This is a genomic window from Phytobacter ursingii (assembly GCF_001022135.1).
Lineage (GTDB): Bacteria > Pseudomonadota > Gammaproteobacteria > Enterobacterales > Enterobacteriaceae > Phytobacter > Phytobacter ursingii.
Genome location: NZ_CP011600.1, coordinates 163,413 through 177,953 on the forward strand (window position 1 = coordinate 163,413; position 14,541 = coordinate 177,953).

At 54.9% G+C, this 14,541-nt stretch carries 12 protein-coding genes and 1 pseudogene; 7 read left to right on the forward strand and 6 right to left on the reverse strand.

What is annotated here, in order from left to right; all coding sequences use genetic code 11:
- Positions 1-9: 9 nt before the first annotated feature.
- The gene (locus tag AB182_RS01680) at positions 10-2,979 is read right to left on the reverse strand and encodes a Tn3-like element TnShfr1 family transposase (RefSeq protein ID WP_024945956.1); all 2,970 of its coding nucleotides are present in this window, start codon (positions 2,977-2,979) and stop codon (positions 10-12) included.
- Between the two features lie 210 nt (positions 2,980-3,189).
- On the opposite strand from AB182_RS01680, the gene AB182_RS29945 reads away from it, so the two are divergent.
- The 4 genes from AB182_RS29945 (at position 3,190) to AB182_RS01700 (ending at position 6,164) form a co-directional block, all read left to right on the forward strand.
- Positions 3,190-3,486, forward strand: coding sequence for a double zinc ribbon domain-containing protein (locus AB182_RS29945; protein WP_025714488.1), 297 nt, complete (start codon positions 3,190-3,192; stop codon positions 3,484-3,486).
- Positions 3,487-3,493: 7 nt separating this feature from the next.
- On the forward strand, positions 3,494-4,060 hold the full coding sequence (locus AB182_RS01690) for a recombinase family protein (protein WP_011638900.1): 567 nt from the start codon (positions 3,494-3,496) through the stop codon (positions 4,058-4,060).
- A 19-nt stretch (positions 4,061-4,079) separates the two neighbouring features.
- Complete coding sequence (locus AB182_RS01695; RefSeq protein ID WP_023294863.1) at positions 4,080-5,039, forward strand: cation diffusion facilitator family transporter; 960 nt, start codon at positions 4,080-4,082, stop codon at positions 5,037-5,039.
- Between the two features lie 120 nt (positions 5,040-5,159).
- Positions 5,160-6,164 (forward strand): IS110-like element IS5075 family transposase, encoded by a 1,005-nt coding sequence (locus AB182_RS01700; protein ID WP_000427614.1) that lies wholly within the window; start codon positions 5,160-5,162, stop codon positions 6,162-6,164.
- A gap of 253 nt (positions 6,165-6,417) precedes the next feature.
- On the opposite strand, the pseudogene AB182_RS01705 reads toward AB182_RS01700, so the two are convergent.
- A pseudogene (locus AB182_RS01705) lies at positions 6,418-8,046 on the reverse strand (DUF4158 domain-containing protein); the annotation flags it as partial.
- A gap of 174 nt (positions 8,047-8,220) precedes the next feature.
- Between AB182_RS01705 and AB182_RS01710 the strand changes: the two are divergent.
- From AB182_RS01710 to AB182_RS01720, 3 genes are all read left to right on the forward strand, one after another.
- On the forward strand, positions 8,221-8,619 hold the full coding sequence (locus AB182_RS01710) for a RepA family replication protein (RefSeq protein WP_001325170.1): 399 nt from the start codon (positions 8,221-8,223) through the stop codon (positions 8,617-8,619).
- Positions 8,620-9,482: 863 nt separating this feature from the next.
- Positions 9,483-9,812: a type II toxin-antitoxin system RelE/ParE family toxin gene (locus AB182_RS01715; protein ID WP_000493286.1), complete on the forward strand. Its 330-nt coding sequence runs from the start codon at positions 9,483-9,485 to the stop codon at positions 9,810-9,812.
- Complete coding sequence (locus tag AB182_RS01720; RefSeq protein WP_000780222.1) at positions 9,793-10,074, forward strand: helix-turn-helix domain-containing protein; 282 nt, start codon at positions 9,793-9,795, stop codon at positions 10,072-10,074. The genes AB182_RS01715 and AB182_RS01720 overlap by 20 nt, the downstream gene beginning before the upstream one ends.
- A 429-nt stretch (positions 10,075-10,503) precedes the next feature.
- Here the strand turns inward: AB182_RS01720 and AB182_RS01725 are convergent, their stop codons facing one another.
- From AB182_RS01725 to AB182_RS01735, 4 genes are all read right to left on the reverse strand, one after another.
- Complete coding sequence (locus tag AB182_RS01725; RefSeq protein ID WP_001067858.1) at positions 10,504-11,208, reverse strand: IS6-like element IS26 family transposase; 705 nt, start codon at positions 11,206-11,208, stop codon at positions 10,504-10,506.
- 46 nt (positions 11,209-11,254) lie between these two features.
- A complete protein-coding gene (locus AB182_RS29955; RefSeq protein WP_071845817.1) occupies positions 11,255-11,431 on the reverse strand; it encodes a DUF2933 domain-containing protein in 177 nt (58 codons plus the stop codon).
- Positions 11,432-11,471: 40 nt separating this feature from the next.
- Complete coding sequence (silP, locus tag AB182_RS01730; RefSeq protein ID WP_047368867.1) at positions 11,472-13,919, reverse strand: Ag(+)-translocating P-type ATPase SilP; 2,448 nt, start codon at positions 13,917-13,919, stop codon at positions 11,472-11,474.
- Positions 13,920-14,045: 126 nt separating this feature from the next.
- Entirely contained in the window at positions 14,046-14,486 is a 441-nt protein-coding gene (locus AB182_RS01735) for a DUF411 domain-containing protein (protein WP_009654300.1), read from the reverse strand.
- Between the last annotated feature and the right edge of the window lie 55 nt (positions 14,487-14,541).

The window sequence follows — 14,541 nt, forward strand, 5'->3', positions numbered from 1 at the left end:
AATCGTACGCTAAGACCCAGAGAGCGGACGTAGCGGTCGGAATTTCCCCACGCCTACTTTGGAGCTACTGCGCCAGAGGTAATCGCCGGTCAGGTTGATATGCTCCCAACCCAGCGGCGACAGGTACTGCAACAGCCCTTCATCGACACCATGGCCGTGGCCGCGCAAAGCATTCGCGGCGCGCTCCAGGTAGACCGTGTTCCACAGCACGATGGCCGCCGTCACCAGGTTGAGGCCACTGGCCCGGTAGCGCTGCTGCTCGAAACTGCGGTCGCGGATTTCGCCCAGCCGGTTGAAGAACACCGCCCTGGCCAGCGCATTGCGGGCTTCGCCCTTGTTCAATCCGGCATGCACACGACGGCGTAGTTCCACGCTTTGCAGCCAGTCCAAGATGAACAGCGTGCGCTCGATGCGCCCCAGCTCGCGCAGCGCAACGGCCAGGCCGTTCTGGCGCGGGTAGCTGCCGAGCTTGCGCAACATCAGCGAGGCCGTCACCGTGCCCTGTTTGATCGAGGTAGCCAGGCGCAGGATTTCATCCCAATGGGCACGAATAGCCTTGATGTTCAACTTGTCGCTGCTAATCGTCGGTCTGAGTGCGTCGTAACTGGCTTCACCCTTAGGGATGAACAGCTTGGTGTCGCCCAGGGCGCGGATGCGCGGCGCGAAGCGGAAGCCCAGCAGATGCATGAGGGCAAAGACATGATCGGTGAAGCCCGCCGTGTCGGTGTAGTGCTCCTCGATGCGCAGGTCGGACTCGTGGTACAGCAGGCCGTCGAGCACGTAGGTCGAGTCGCGCACGCCGACGTTCACGACCTTGGTGTGGAACGGCGCGTACTGGTCGGAGATGTGCGTGTAAAACGTCCGCCCTGGGCTGCTGCCATATTTCGGGTTGATGTGCCCGGTGCTCTCGGCCTTGCTGCCGGTGCGGAAGTTCTGGCCGTCCGACGATGACGTGGTGCCGTCACCCCAATGCTCGGCGAAGGGATGCCGGAACTGCGCGTTCACCAATTCGGCCAGCGCCGTCGAATAGGTTTCATCGCGGGTATGCCAGGCTTGTAGCCAGGCGAGCTTGGCATACGTTGTGCCGGGACAGGACTCGGCCATCTTGGTCAGGCCGAGATTGATCGCGTCGGCCAGTATGGTGGTCAGCAGCAGGTTCTTGTCCTTGGCCAGGTCGCCCGATTTCAGGTGCGTAAAGTGGCGGGTGAAGCCCGTCCATTCATCCACTTCCATAAGCAGTTCGGTGATCTTGATGTGCGGCAGGATCATCGCGGTCTGGTCGATCAGCGCCTGCGCGGTGTCAGGCACCGCCGCATCCAGAGGCGTGATCTTCAGGCCAGACTCGGTGATGATGGCGTCCGGCAGGTCGTTGGCCGCCGCCATGCGGTTGACGGTCGCAAGCTGTGTTTCTAGCAGCGTCAGCCGGTCATGCAGGTACTGGTCGCAGTTGGTGACCACAGCCAGCGGCAGTTCGCTGGCCAGCTTGAGGCTGGCGAATTTCACAGGCGGTACCAGGTAGTCCTCGAAATCCTTGAACTGGCGTGAGCCTTGCACCCAGATGTCGCCGGAGCGCAGCGCGTTCTTCAGTTCCGACAGTGCGCACAACTCGTAGTAGCGCCGGTCGATGCCGGCATCGGTCATCACCAGCTTCTGCCAGCGCGGCTTGATGAAGTCGGTCGGCGCATCGGCAGGCACCTTGCGTGCGTTGTCGCTGTTCATGCCGCGCAGCACCTCGATGGCGTCCAGCACATCCTTGGCAGCGGGCGCAGCCCGCAGCTTGAGCACGGCGAGGAATTCCGGCGCGTACCGGCGTAACGTGGCGTAGCTCTCGCCGATGCGGTGCAGGAAATCGAAGTCCTCGGGCTGCGCGAGCTTCTGCGCTTCGGTGACATTTTCGGCGAAAGCATCCCAGGATAGTACGCCCTCGATGGCGGCGAACGGATCGCGGCCCGCTTGCTTGGCCTCGATCAGCGCCTGGCCGATGCGCCCGAACAGCCGCACCTTGGCGTTGATCGCCTTGCCGGATGCCTGAAACTGCTGCTGATGCTTGTTCTTGGCGGCGTTGAACAGCTTGCCCAGGATGCGGTCGTGCAAGTCGATGATTTCGTCGGTGACCGTGGCCATGCCCTCGATGGCGAGCGCGACCAGGGTGGCGTAGCGCCGCTGCGCCTCGAACTTGGCCAGGTCGGCGGGTGTCATCTGGCCACCCTCGCGGGCGATCTTGAGCAGGCGATTCTGGTGCACCGACCGCTCGACGCCGGAAGGCAGGTCGAGCGCCTGCCATGCCTTGAGGCGTTCGATGTGTTCGAGCATGTGCCGCGAATTGGGCTTGACGGGTGACTGGCGCAGCCAGGCCAGCCAGGTCGTTTTGCCGTTGTCCCGGCGTTTGAGCAGATCGTCAAGGCGGCGACGATGCGCGTCCGATAGCGGTTCGGACAAGGTTTCGTAGATTTGCCGGTTGGCGCGGGTGATCGCCTCGGCACAGACGCGCTCGACAACATCCAGCGTCGGCAAGATGACGTGTCGGTGCCGCAGGTCGTCGAGAACACTGTTGGCCAGCATGATGCCCTTGTCGGTTTGCAAGGCCAACTCGGTCGCGGCATGGACAGCCTGCCGATAGTGCGCCAGGCCGAACGGCTCCATGCCCAAATATGCACGCAGCTCAAGCAGATGCTCGCGCCGGGTTTCTTCCCTCTCTGCATACTGTGGCCAGCACGATGGATCGATGCGCAGTTGCCGTCCGATCCATTGCAGCAGGGGCATCGGCACCGCAGCGTCGGGCAGCAGGCCCTGACCGGGAAAGCGCAATAAGCATAATTGCACCGCGACACCCAGGCGGTTGGCGTCACCGCGCCGCTGGCGGATTAGTGACAGGTCGGGTTCGCTGAACGTGTAGAGCCGGATGAGTTCGTCTTGGGTATCGGGCAACGCCAAGAGACTGTCGCGCTCTGCGGCGGAGAGGATTGAACGGCGGGGCATGCAGTCTCCTTCTTCTCAAAAACGTAGGTTTGCGACAATCCCGCTCAACCCTCTGGCGCGGTACAGCAAATCAATGCGTTGCGATTCTCGAAAACAGTTCTTGAAACTTTATTCTTGAATTCTTATCATATCAACGCGTTTCGAGAAATAGTGATGTAGCCAACCGCTGCCCCAAGTGGCTTTGACGTGTTTACGAAAGGAGAAAGACTCATGGGTATTTTTGACAGACTTTTCGGTGGCCACCACGGTGGCGGTTACAGCGGTGGTGGGCATCACGGTGGTGGGCATCACGGTGGTGGCGGTGGGTACGGAAGCGGCGGGCCGCCAGCGGGCGGGTGGGGTAATGGCGGCCTTGCTTGCCCCAACTGCAAGGCATCTAACGCGCCAGGCGCTCGCTTCTGCCAGCAGTGCGGGACTTCGTTGGTTCCTTCGGCTTGCGCGCAATGCGGAACCACACTGCAACCGGGTACGAAGTTTTGCGCTCAGTGCGGCAAGGCAGCGGTCTGACCGTGCCATGCTCGTCGGCTATGCGCGCGTCTCGACGCAGGATCAGAACCTGGAGCTACAGCGAGAGGCCTTGACCCAGGCCGGGTGCCAAAAGCTCTTTGAGGACAAATTAAGCGGCACGAGAGCCGAGCGCCCCGGCTTGGCCAAGGCGCTTGAAATGCTACGCAAGGGAGACACGCTGGTCGTCTGGAAGCTGGATCGCCTGGGCCGTAGCGTCAAGCAATTGGTCGATCTGGTCAGCGAGTTGCACAAGCAGAGCATCCAGTTCAAGAGTCTCACCGACGCCATCGACACCGGCACGCCGTCGGGACGGTTCTTCTTTCACGTCATGGCCAGCCTCGCCGAAATGGAGCGCGAGCTGACGGTGGAGCGGACCCGTGCAGGATTGGCGGTCGCCCGGCTGTCAGGCCGCAAGGGAGGACGCAAACCGAAGATGACCAAAAGCAAGATTGAATCGGCCAAGAAACTGCTCGCCAGCGGGATCGCTCCCAAGGACGTGGCCAAGAACCTCGGGGTCTCAATCCCGACGTTGTATCGCTGGGTGCCGGCTTCCGGTCACGCTGAACAAAAATGAACTCAGAAGAAGGACGAAGATGAGCACCAATCACTCCCATGCCCTACCCAGCGAGCGCAATGAAAAATCGCTCTGGATCGCCCTGGCGCTGACCGGAAGCTTCCTGCTGGCCGAAGTCGCCGCAGGCATTGTTTTCAACAGCCTGGCCCTGCTCTCAGATGCGGCGCACATGTTCACGGATGCAGCGGCGCTGGCCATCGCCTTGGCGGCTGTACGGGTGGCGAGACGGCCAGCCGATGCCAAGCGCACCTATGGCTACTACCGCTTCGAAATCCTTGCGGCCGCATTCAACGCCCTGTTGCTCTTCGGCGTCGCTGGCTACATCCTGTATGAGGGCTGGCAGCGTTTGCGCGAGCCAGCGCAGGTTCAGTCCAGCGGGATGCTGGTGGTAGCAGTGCTGGGTCTGATCGTCAACCTCATCAGCATGCGTATGCTTCAGGGCGGCAAGGACAAGAGCCTCAACGTCAAAGGCGCTTATCTGGAGGTCTGGAGCGACATGCTTGGCTCCATCGGCGTGATCGGAGCTGCGCTGGTCATCCGATTCACCGGCTGGGTGTGGGTAGATGCGGTCGTCGCCGTGGCAATTGGGCTTTGGGTGCTGCCACGAACTTGGCTGCTACTCAAGGAAAGCCTGAATGTCTTGCTGGAGGGAGTCCCAGACGGCATTGACATGGGAGCCTTGATGGCATCTGTTCAGGCCGTGCCAGGCGTGACAGGGCTGCATGACTTGCACGTATGGGCGCTCACGAGCGGCAAGGTCAGCATGACCGCTCATATCGTGTATGCGCCGGAAATAGGGCCCGACGAGTTGCTCAAAACCCTCAAGTTGTTGCTGGCTGACCGATTCAGCATCTTCCATACGACGCTGCAACTGGAGATTGTTGCCTGTGAGCACAGCGTCGATGGGTGCAACTTCGTGGATCATCGCCACAAAGAACCGAGTTCTCAACCAGACCAAGCCGCAGCCCGGCAGGCGTGACTAATGGGACTCCTACTACCCGGCTAGCCAAACCGGTCTTAGCGTACGATTTTTAATGAGATGGTCACTCCCTCCTTCCCAGTACTATGCTGAGGACAGGCTTTCATTCGGAGAACCATCATGGAAAACATTGCGCTTATTGGTATCGATCTGGGTAAGAACTCTTTCCATATTCATTGTCAGGATCATCGTGGGAAGGCCGTTTACCGTAAAAAATTCACCCGACCAAAGCTAATCGAATTTCTGGCGACATGCCCGGCAACAACCATCGCGATGGAAGCCTGTGGCGGTTCTCACTTTATGGCACGCAAGCTGGCAGAGTTAGGGCATTTTCCAAAGCTGATATCACCGCAATTTGTCCGCCCATTCGTTAAAAGCAACAAAAATGACTTCGTTGATGCTGAAGCTATCTGTGAAGCAGCATCACGTCCATCTATGCGTTTCGTGCAGCCCAGAACCGAATCTCAGCAGGCAATGCGAGCTCTGCATCGTGTCCGTGAATCCCTGGTTCAGGATAAGGTGAAAACAACTAATCAGATGCATGCTTTTCTGCTGGAATTTGGTATCAGCGTTCCGCGAGGTGCTGCCGTTATTAGTCGACTGAGTACCCTTCTTGAGGACAGTAGTTTGCCTCTTTATCTCAGCCAGTTACTGCTGAAATTACAACAGCATTATCACTATCTTGTTGAGCAGATTAAAGATCTGGAATCTCAGTTGAAACGAAAGTTGGACGAAGATGAGGTTGGACAGCGCTTGCTGAGTATTCCCTGCGTTGGAACGCTGACTGCCAGTACTATTTCAACTGAGATTGGCGACGGGAAGCAGTACGCCAGCAGCCGTGACTTTGCGGCGGCAACAGGGCTGGTACCCCGACAGTACAGCACGGGAGGTCGGACGACATTGTTAGGGATTAGCAAGCGGGGCAACAAAAAGATCCGAACTTTGTTGGTTCAGTGTGCCAGGGTATTCATACAAAAACTGGAACACCAGTCTGGCAAGTTGGCCGACTGGGTCAGGGAGTTGTTGTGTCGGAAAAGCAACTTTGTCGTCACCTGTGCTCTGGCAAACAAGCTGGCCAGAATAGCCTGGGCACTGACGGCGCGACAGCAAACTTACGAAGCATAAAGGCAGAAATACACCAGTTTAAACAATCATTCATCTGGTTTTGCGAATACTGATATTGATGATACTAACGGCCCACCGGCCTGTTGAGGAACCTGTAAAACGGAAAGGCTCATTGAAGCCGTATATTTTCTGGAGGTTCATCAGGCGCGGAACTCATCGAGGCGCGGGAATAAAATCCCATTCAGACGCCGGATAGATTCAAGCAAGCCAACTTGTCGTCAAAATCGGTGTTGCAAAAACGGGAGTGACCATAGATTCCGTTTTCTGAGACGACCCCACCAAGGGCAGCCATGGCATTGACCTCTTCAAGTCTGGACTGAAGCAGAGTCATACGGCTGGCAATGTACTCATGATAATCAGCAGATACGGGCAGTGGCAGCGCCGGTGTGAGTTTGTCAAAGTCCTTTTCGGGAATGAGGTAATCATCAAAATTTTTGTAGCGGCGTGAGCCTTTAACCCAGATGTCCCCGGAGCGCAACGCTCCCTTAAGCTCGCTGAGCGCACAAAATTCATAATACTGCCGGTCAATACCCGCAGGTGTAATCACCACCTTGCGCCAGCTTTCAGGGACAAACTCAAGCGGCGCAGTCGCCGGAACTTTACGTGACTGCTTCCGGTACATATCCTTGATCACAACCAGCGCATCAGCCAGAGGTTGTGCTGCCGGGGTTGCGACTAACTGTAAAGCGGACAACATGCGCGGGGCATATTTCCGTAATGTGCTGTATTTCTCAGTAATAATATGCAGCGGGTCAAAATTATTTTTTCTGGCGAGATGGCGTGTTTCCTCCAGACTGGCGACAAATTCAGGCCACGGGAGTATGTTTTCTATTGCGAGCCATGGATCGCCACCGGAGTCGCGGGCATCAGACAGCGCCTGACCAACATCGATGTACTGCCTCAGTTTGGACTGGATCAGCTTTCCGGTCTGCTGAAGGCGCTCAGCCTGTGTTCTTTTGGCTTTGTTGAAAAGGCTGTTCAGCATTCGTTCATGCAGCTCAATCACTTCGTCTGTCAGTGTGGCTCTGGCTTCTTCCAGCACGCAGACCAGGATCGCATGACGGCGGGCTGCTGAAAATCGGGTCAAATCCCGGCTACTCATCTTTCGGCCTTCCCGCGCCAGTTTCAGCAACCGGTTCTGGTGAATGGTACGATCTATACCTTCAGGTAATGCCAGCGATTCAATGCTGCTGAGCCGATCAAGATGTTGCAGTACGTTCTTACCATTGATTTTACCCGGCGGTTGCAGAAGCCATGTCAGCCTGGAAGGCTGATTATCTGATGACTCAAGTAAACGATCCAGGGCATCCCGGTGCGCCGGAGTTAACGGGGCATTCAGGGTCTGAAATACGATTTTATCTCCGCCAGCCATGGCCTCCGCACAGGTCCGCTCCACGACATCAATCGCGGGAATTATCACGTTGTTCTGCCGGAGCCAGACCAGTAACTCTTCGGCCAGGAGAATACCTTTATCGGTGCGCGTCGCCATCGACAACAGGTGCGTAATACCGTCCTGCTGTATTTTGCCGGTGAACGCCTTTACGCCAAGATAGCGGTACAGTTCGGTTAAATGCTCACGCCGGGTCGTATCCCTGCCGGAAAGGTAAGCAGGCCAGAGATCCCCGGTAAGCTTTAGCCTGCTGGCGATATGCTTCAGCAGCGCATCAGAGGGTGGGATTTTTTTATCCGGAGCAAAGCCGACATTTTTCAGGTAGCAAAGAAGGACGGCAAAACCAAAACGGCTGGCAGGTTTACGGTGAGCACTGATAAGTGCCAGATCATGCTCACTGAAATAGGCCATTCGGGTCAGCGTTAACTCATCATCTGGCAATGCCAGTAATGATTCTCTTTCCGACAGAGAAAGAATCTGCCTCCTTGCCATATAGTTTCCCTCATAAATTATTTGATGCGGAATTTTTAACAAAAATGGTATCGCATAAGGGTACACCCTATTGCTATAGGCAAGCCTGTTCAAAAAACAGGCTTGCCGTACAATAATTCTCTATATCCAAACTGACCCCTAAGAGACTGGCAAACCATACATAACCTTGAAACGTTGGCCGAACGCGCCGGGCTGGCGACGCGCAGTGATGCGGGTCACAAGTCGATTTCTCGTGCCAGCCGGGGATGTGATCGCCTCTCCTGGCTTAATGCCATCATCTCGGAAAAAGCCCCTTTCAACCCTTATGACGCCCGTTGCGCCTGCAAGCACATTGAGGTTACAGAGGATTTCTTCGCCATTCTCGGCATCCCGCTAAAACAGGTTTACCGGGAACGCGCCAGGCTGCTTAAGGCCAACCCGGAAGAAATCATATCCTCCGGGGATGTCCGGTTAATCGCTATCAAGGTTGAGAACTGGACGCGTAAGGCCGCTGCCGGGTTAGCCAGGATGAAAGCGAAGCGTGAAGTGGCTCGCCAGCGCAAACAGGAATACTACTCCCTAACCTTTGCCTGATCCCCGCCTACTACCGCCTTAGCTGGCGGGGATTCTGCACGTCTGCAATAAACCTCAGTACAAAAAACAGCCTTAACGTACAATAATTTTCGAAATCCAACCCATCCCGCCTACAGGAATGACGGATTTTTCGGCGGTTCCGGCGTAGACCCACCACAACTGCTGTATAGCTTGTGGGTAAGTGATAATGAAGTGCAAACGAGATGGCGCAAATACTCTTTTGGTTTATCTTTTAATTACTTACGTATTAAAAGATAAACCAAAAAATAAAAGACATTACTGTTATCCCCTTTAAAAAGTGGATAACCGAACAGCATCGGCGCGAGCGCCTCAAAAGTAGCTCCCCACGCTAAAGCGCGGGGCATTCAGAACGGAATCCCTCGATGGCTAACAGGCGAGCTGTTAGCCATCGAGGGATTGGACAAATCCGGCCACGCCGGATACGTCAGCAAATATCGCTGAAGAATTAGCTTACACGCTCGTAAGCGGCTCTTACGACCCGCTAACGCGGAGATACGCCCCAACTGCGGCTTCGCCTTGTTGTGACCACTCCGACCGCGCACAAAAGCCTCTGAGCCGCTTTTAGCGGAATATGGCTTTGCAGGGTGAAGGGATGGATAGGCGATCCCTTTCGATCCCTCACTGGTATCGGCGGCTAACCCTCGGTGCTACCTGTCATTTCATCCTGCCGCCTTACATGCGCTAACGCGCATAAATCCCCGTTCCTCAGTGGAACGAAAACTCACGCTAACAGGGTAGTGACCGGGTAGCCACGATAACTGCCAACAAAATTAGCTTATAGGTTAATTCTACCTTGTCTGAAATTAGCCTATAGGTTAATATTAATAGAAATGGGAGGTCACATGTTTAGCGTTGTTTATCACCCGGAAGCCAGGGAAGAAGCCACAGCATTACCCGTAAAAATCAGGGTGAAGTTTGACCGTCTCATCGGCAAACTGGAGTATGACGCCCGATTACTGCGGGAGCCGGACACGAAGCCCCTGGGCGATGGACTTTTTGAGATCCGCACGATGGGGACGGACATAGCCAGGGGAATCTGGGTATACCACAAAGGCAATACCATCATCATGCTCCGTGTTTTCATCAAGAAGTCACAGAAAACGCCAGCGAAAGAAATCGATCTCGCCAAAAAGCGGTTAGCGGAGGTACTTAATGAAACTGGTAAGCCATAAAGAACTGCATAACGAGTGGATGCAGGACGATGAATATCGCGCTGCATGGCAGGAAGAAGAACGTAAGGAAAAGCTCAGGGAGCTGCTTGCTGAATGGCGCAAGCATGACAACCTGACAAAAGCGCAGGTTGCTGAACGCATGGGGGTTACACCTCCGGTTATTTCTCGCCTGGAAAACAACATCACCAAAGCCAGCATCGACACACTGACCCGCTACGCTCACGCCTGCGGCATCAAGAAACCTGTCATTGCCCTGTACTGAATAGCCAGCCCTCCGGGGCTGGCCTTTTTGTTTCGGTCAGTCCCAAAATTTTGTTAAAGCAAGTTTAAAATGTCACCTGTTTCTCCAAAGTTGAAATGTCACTTCTAAGCCAATCTATTTATACATAATCTTTACATCTTTCCCCGGTGACAAAGTGCTAATTGGTCTGTAATGTTCAATGTGTGGCAGGCAAGCCGCCGGTGACTTAGGCATAAGTTGCTGATGGGTCGAAAAGAATCTCCGAGACTGCCTTGTGGGCAAACTTGTCATTGGCAGGGCCGATGGTGAGGGTTGAAGGTCGTTCTGGAAAGCTCGAAACGTGGGAACAATACCGGTTACGTAAACCACGAACTGTCCAAGGCTGCGGCAGTATAAATGGCACTGTTGCAAAGTTAGCGATGAGGCAGCCTTTTGTCTTATTCAAAGGCCTTACATTTCAAAAACTCTGCTTACCAGGCGCATTTCGCCCAGGGGATCACCATAATAAAATGCTGAGGCCTGGCCTTTGCGTAGTGCACGCATCACCTCAATACCTTTGATGGTGGCGTAAGCCGTCTTCATGGATTTAAATCCCAGCGTGGCGTTGATTATCCGTTTCAGTTTGCCATGATCGCATTCAATCACGTTGTTCCGGTACTTAATCTGTCGGTGTTCAACGTCAGACGGGCACCGGCCTTCGCGTTTGAGCAGAGCAAGCGCGCGACCATAGGCGGGCGCTTTATCCGTGTTGATGAATCGTGGGATCTGCCACTTCTTCACGTTGTTGAGGATTTTACCCAGAAACCGGTATGCAGCTTTGCTGTTACGACGGGAGGAGAGATAAAAATCGACAGTGCGGCCCCGGCTGTCGACGGCCCGGTACAGATACGCCCAGCGGCCATTGACCTTCACGTAGGTTTCATCCATGTGCCACGGGCAAAGATCGGAAGGGTTACGCCAGTACCAGCGCAGCCGTTTTTCCATTTCAGGCGCATAACGCTGAACCCAGCGGTAAATCGTGGAGTGATCGACATTCACTCCGCGTTCAGCCAGCATCTCCTGCAGCTCACGGTAACTGATGCCGTATTTGCAGTACCAGCGTACGGCCCACAGAATGATGTCACGCTGAAAATGCCGGCCTTTGAATGGGTTCATGTGCAGCTCCATCAGCAAAAGGGGATGATAAGTTTATCACCACCGACTATTTGCAACAGTGCCGATCTCCATGCCCTCCGTGGCCGTGGAAAAGATGCATTAGCGGGCAGACCAGCAATAACAGATATGGCCAGTAACCTGCCACATGTGACCAGTGTTCGCGCAGGAGGGCAAATGCCGCGATCGCGGCGACAGCAATAAGCGCATAGGTGGTACTTTTCATACCGGACTCCTTCTGTTCGTAACAGCCCCTTCACTCAGTGTTATTTCCCGAGCCTGACACTTTTCAGACGCAACGCATTCACAATGACGCTGACGGAGGAAAGAGCCATGGCCGCCGCCGCAATAACTGGCGACAGCAGTATTCCATACACAGGATAAAGCAGACCTGCAGCCACAGGCACGCCAAGTGCGTTGTAGATAAATGCAAAAAACAGATTCTGTCGGATATTTTTCATGGTGATTTCTGACAGATGACGGGCCCTGTTCAGTATCATCAGGTCGCCTTTGAGAAGGGTGACTCCGGCACTTTCAATTGCCACATCTGTACCCGTTCCCATGGCTATACCCACGTCAGCCGCTGCCAGCGCCGGGGCATCATTCACACCGTCTCCGGCCATCGCAACCACATGGCCAGACGCTTTCAGTCGGGTTATCACTGCTTTTTTGCCATCCGGCAGAATCCCGGCTTCAACCTCATCTATTCCCAGTTTCCGTGCGACTGCTTCAGCGGTAAGCTGGTTATCCCCGGTGAGCATAACGATGCGGATCCCCGCCTGACGCAAAGCTTTAAGCGCATCCGGCGTGGTTGCTTTCACGGGATCCGAGATAGCTATCAGGCCTGCAAGGTGCCCGTCTGTGGCCACATAGATAACGGTAGCGCCTTCCATCCGCAACGTATCCGCAACGGCCTTTTGATTATCAATAACGATACTGTTTTCCTGCATAGCCAGTTCATTACCAATAACAACCCGTTGACCTTCGACATCGCCTGAGACACCTTTACCCGACGGCGCATTGAAATGAGTGACTGCGGGTATTGCGATCCCCTTTTCCTGTGCTGCTTTAACTACTGCCATACCCAGCGGATGCTGCGAGCCTTTTTCCACTGCGGCCGTTACACGCAAAAGAGATGTTTCCCCACCCGGATTGAGACTGATAATCCCTGTCACCGTCGGCGAACCTTCCGTGAGCGTGCCTGTTTTGTCGACAACCAGCGTGTCCACTTTTTCAAGACGCTCAAGGGCTTCGGCATTCCTGATTAACACCCCGGCCTGGGCTCCTTTGCCCACCCCCACCATTATCGACATCGGCGTGGCCAGCCCCAGCGCGCAGGGACAGGCAATAATCAGGACCGACACAGCCGCAATGAGACCGTGCGCCATCCTGGGCTCGGGCCCCCAGACAGACCAGATCATGAAAGCAACAACCGCGATAAGTATCACCAGAGGAACAAACCAGCCTGAAACGCTGTCAGCCATTCTCTGGATGGGGGCCCGCGAACGCTGTGCATCAGCGACCATCTGAACAATTCGTGAGAGCATCGTTTCATCACCGACTTTCTCTGCACGGATGATAAGACTACCTGTCTGATTAATGGTCCCCCCGATGACAGGGTCACCCTCCGTTTTGGTAACAGGCATAGATTCCCCGGTCACCATCGATTCATCAACGGTTGTTTTGCCTTCGACCACGATACCGTCGACCGGAATACTCTCTCCAGGTCTGATGCGGAGCTTATCGCCAGGCAGGACATCTTCCGCATTAATATCCGTTTCATGACCGTCTTGATCCAGCCGCCTGGCGGTTTTGGGGGCAAGGTTAAGAAGCGCAGTAATGGCACCTGAGGTTTGTTCCCTTGCCCGCAATTCAAGGACCTGTCCCAGCAGAACAAGCACCGTAATAACTGCTGCGGCTTCAAAATAAACGGCCACCAGGCCATCCATGTTTCTGAACGATGCAGGAAACCAGGAGGGGAAGACGGTTGCAATGACGCTGTAAACCCAGGCTACGCCGGTCCCCATTGCAACAAGGGTAAACATATTCAGGGAGCGGTTACGTAACGACATTACGGCCCGGGCGAAGAATGGCCAGCCACACCACAACACGACAGGGGAGGCCAGAAGCAGCTGCAGCCATGTGTTGTACTGTGGCGGTACTGTATTCCTCAAGTCGGGAAACAGATGAGATCCCATTTCGAGTACCAGAACCGGAAACGCCAGCAACAACCCCAGCCAGAAGCGTCTTGTCATGTCGTGAAGTTCATCACTCGGCCCCGTGGATGCCGTAGCTACGAGCGGCTCCAGTGCCATTCCACAGACAGGACAGCTTCCGGGACCACTGCGGCGTATCTCCGGGTGCATCGGACATGTCCACACACCTTCAGAATTCTCTTTTTCCGCCTGGTGGTGAGGCTGTTTTATCTGATCAGGGCTGACTTCGTGATGATCGTGGTGATGGTGATGGGAATGTTCACTGGCATCTTCGGTAAGATAACGATCGGGATGGGCTTTAAATTTACTCTCACAGCTGGCGGAGCAGAAATAAAGTTGATGGTCCTGGTATCGAATGCTGCTGTGCGCCCTGTCGGGCAGGATGGCCATCCCGCACACGGGATCTCTCACCTTATGCAATACGTGGCCCTCGTCCGGGGATAATGTCTGCTCAGAAGCAGTCTGGTTGTTGTGTTGCACTGCATTGTCATTTTTCACAGTAACTCTCCTTATGCATACCGAAGCATCTTCTGTCTTCAGGGTATGTCATGGATGCGATTACCACGAATATCGCCGGCACAGGAGTGCCTGCTACCGGCGTCCCGTTATCAGCCGTTCCGCTGACTATTCGATTCGCTGGAAGACTTTTTTACTTCCATCCGGTGAGAATGCGATAACATCGTAAGCCTCTTTTCGGGCTCCCATCTCCATTCCAGGACTTCCTGCTGGCATACCGGGGGTGGCGAGACCGTATATACCCGAACCAGACTGCATTGCCTTATGTATCGTTGTCGCAGGCACATGGCCTTCAATGATCAAATTACCGGCAACCGCGGTATGACAACTTCGTAGTCCTGCAGGAATAGCATGCTTTTCTTTCAGGGCTGACAGCGCCTGATCATTCATGACGTGAGTTCGTACTTCAAACCCGTCTTTTTCCATCGCCTTGCCCCACAGGGAACAACAGCCACAGTTTTCAGATTTGTACATATCAATCACTTTTTCACTCGCCATTGCGGGCAGTGAAAGGCCGAGAGCCAGGGCCACCAGGACCACTTTTTTCATACTCACCTCTGTATATTATCGATATAACCCCTGACGTCAGGATGAATCAGTACAG

Coding starts and splice junctions, on each gene's coding strand:
- AB182_RS01680 (WP_024945956.1), bottom strand. CDS start 2,979: ATGCCCCGCCGTTCAATCCTCTCCGCCGCAGAGCGCGACAGTCTCTTG.
- AB182_RS01700 (WP_000427614.1), top strand. CDS start 5,160: ATGGAAAACATTGCGCTTATTGGTATCGATCTGGGTAAGAACTCTTTC.
- AB182_RS01715 (WP_000493286.1), top strand. CDS start 9,483: ATGTTTAGCGTTGTTTATCACCCGGAAGCCAGGGAAGAAGCCACAGCA.
- AB182_RS29955 (WP_071845817.1), bottom strand. CDS start 11,431: ATGAAAAGTACCACCTATGCGCTTATTGCTGTCGCCGCGATCGCGGCA.
- AB182_RS01735 (WP_009654300.1), bottom strand. CDS start 14,486: ATGAAAAAAGTGGTCCTGGTGGCCCTGGCTCTCGGCCTTTCACTGCCC.
- AB182_RS01720 (WP_000780222.1), top strand. CDS start 9,793: ATGAAACTGGTAAGCCATAAAGAACTGCATAACGAGTGGATGCAGGAC.
- AB182_RS01695 (WP_023294863.1), top strand. CDS start 4,080: ATGAGCACCAATCACTCCCATGCCCTACCCAGCGAGCGCAATGAAAAA.
- AB182_RS01690 (WP_011638900.1), top strand. CDS start 3,494: ATGCTCGTCGGCTATGCGCGCGTCTCGACGCAGGATCAGAACCTGGAG.
- AB182_RS01725 (WP_001067858.1), bottom strand. CDS start 11,208: ATGAACCCATTCAAAGGCCGGCATTTTCAGCGTGACATCATTCTGTGG.
- AB182_RS29945 (WP_025714488.1), top strand. CDS start 3,190: ATGGGTATTTTTGACAGACTTTTCGGTGGCCACCACGGTGGCGGTTAC.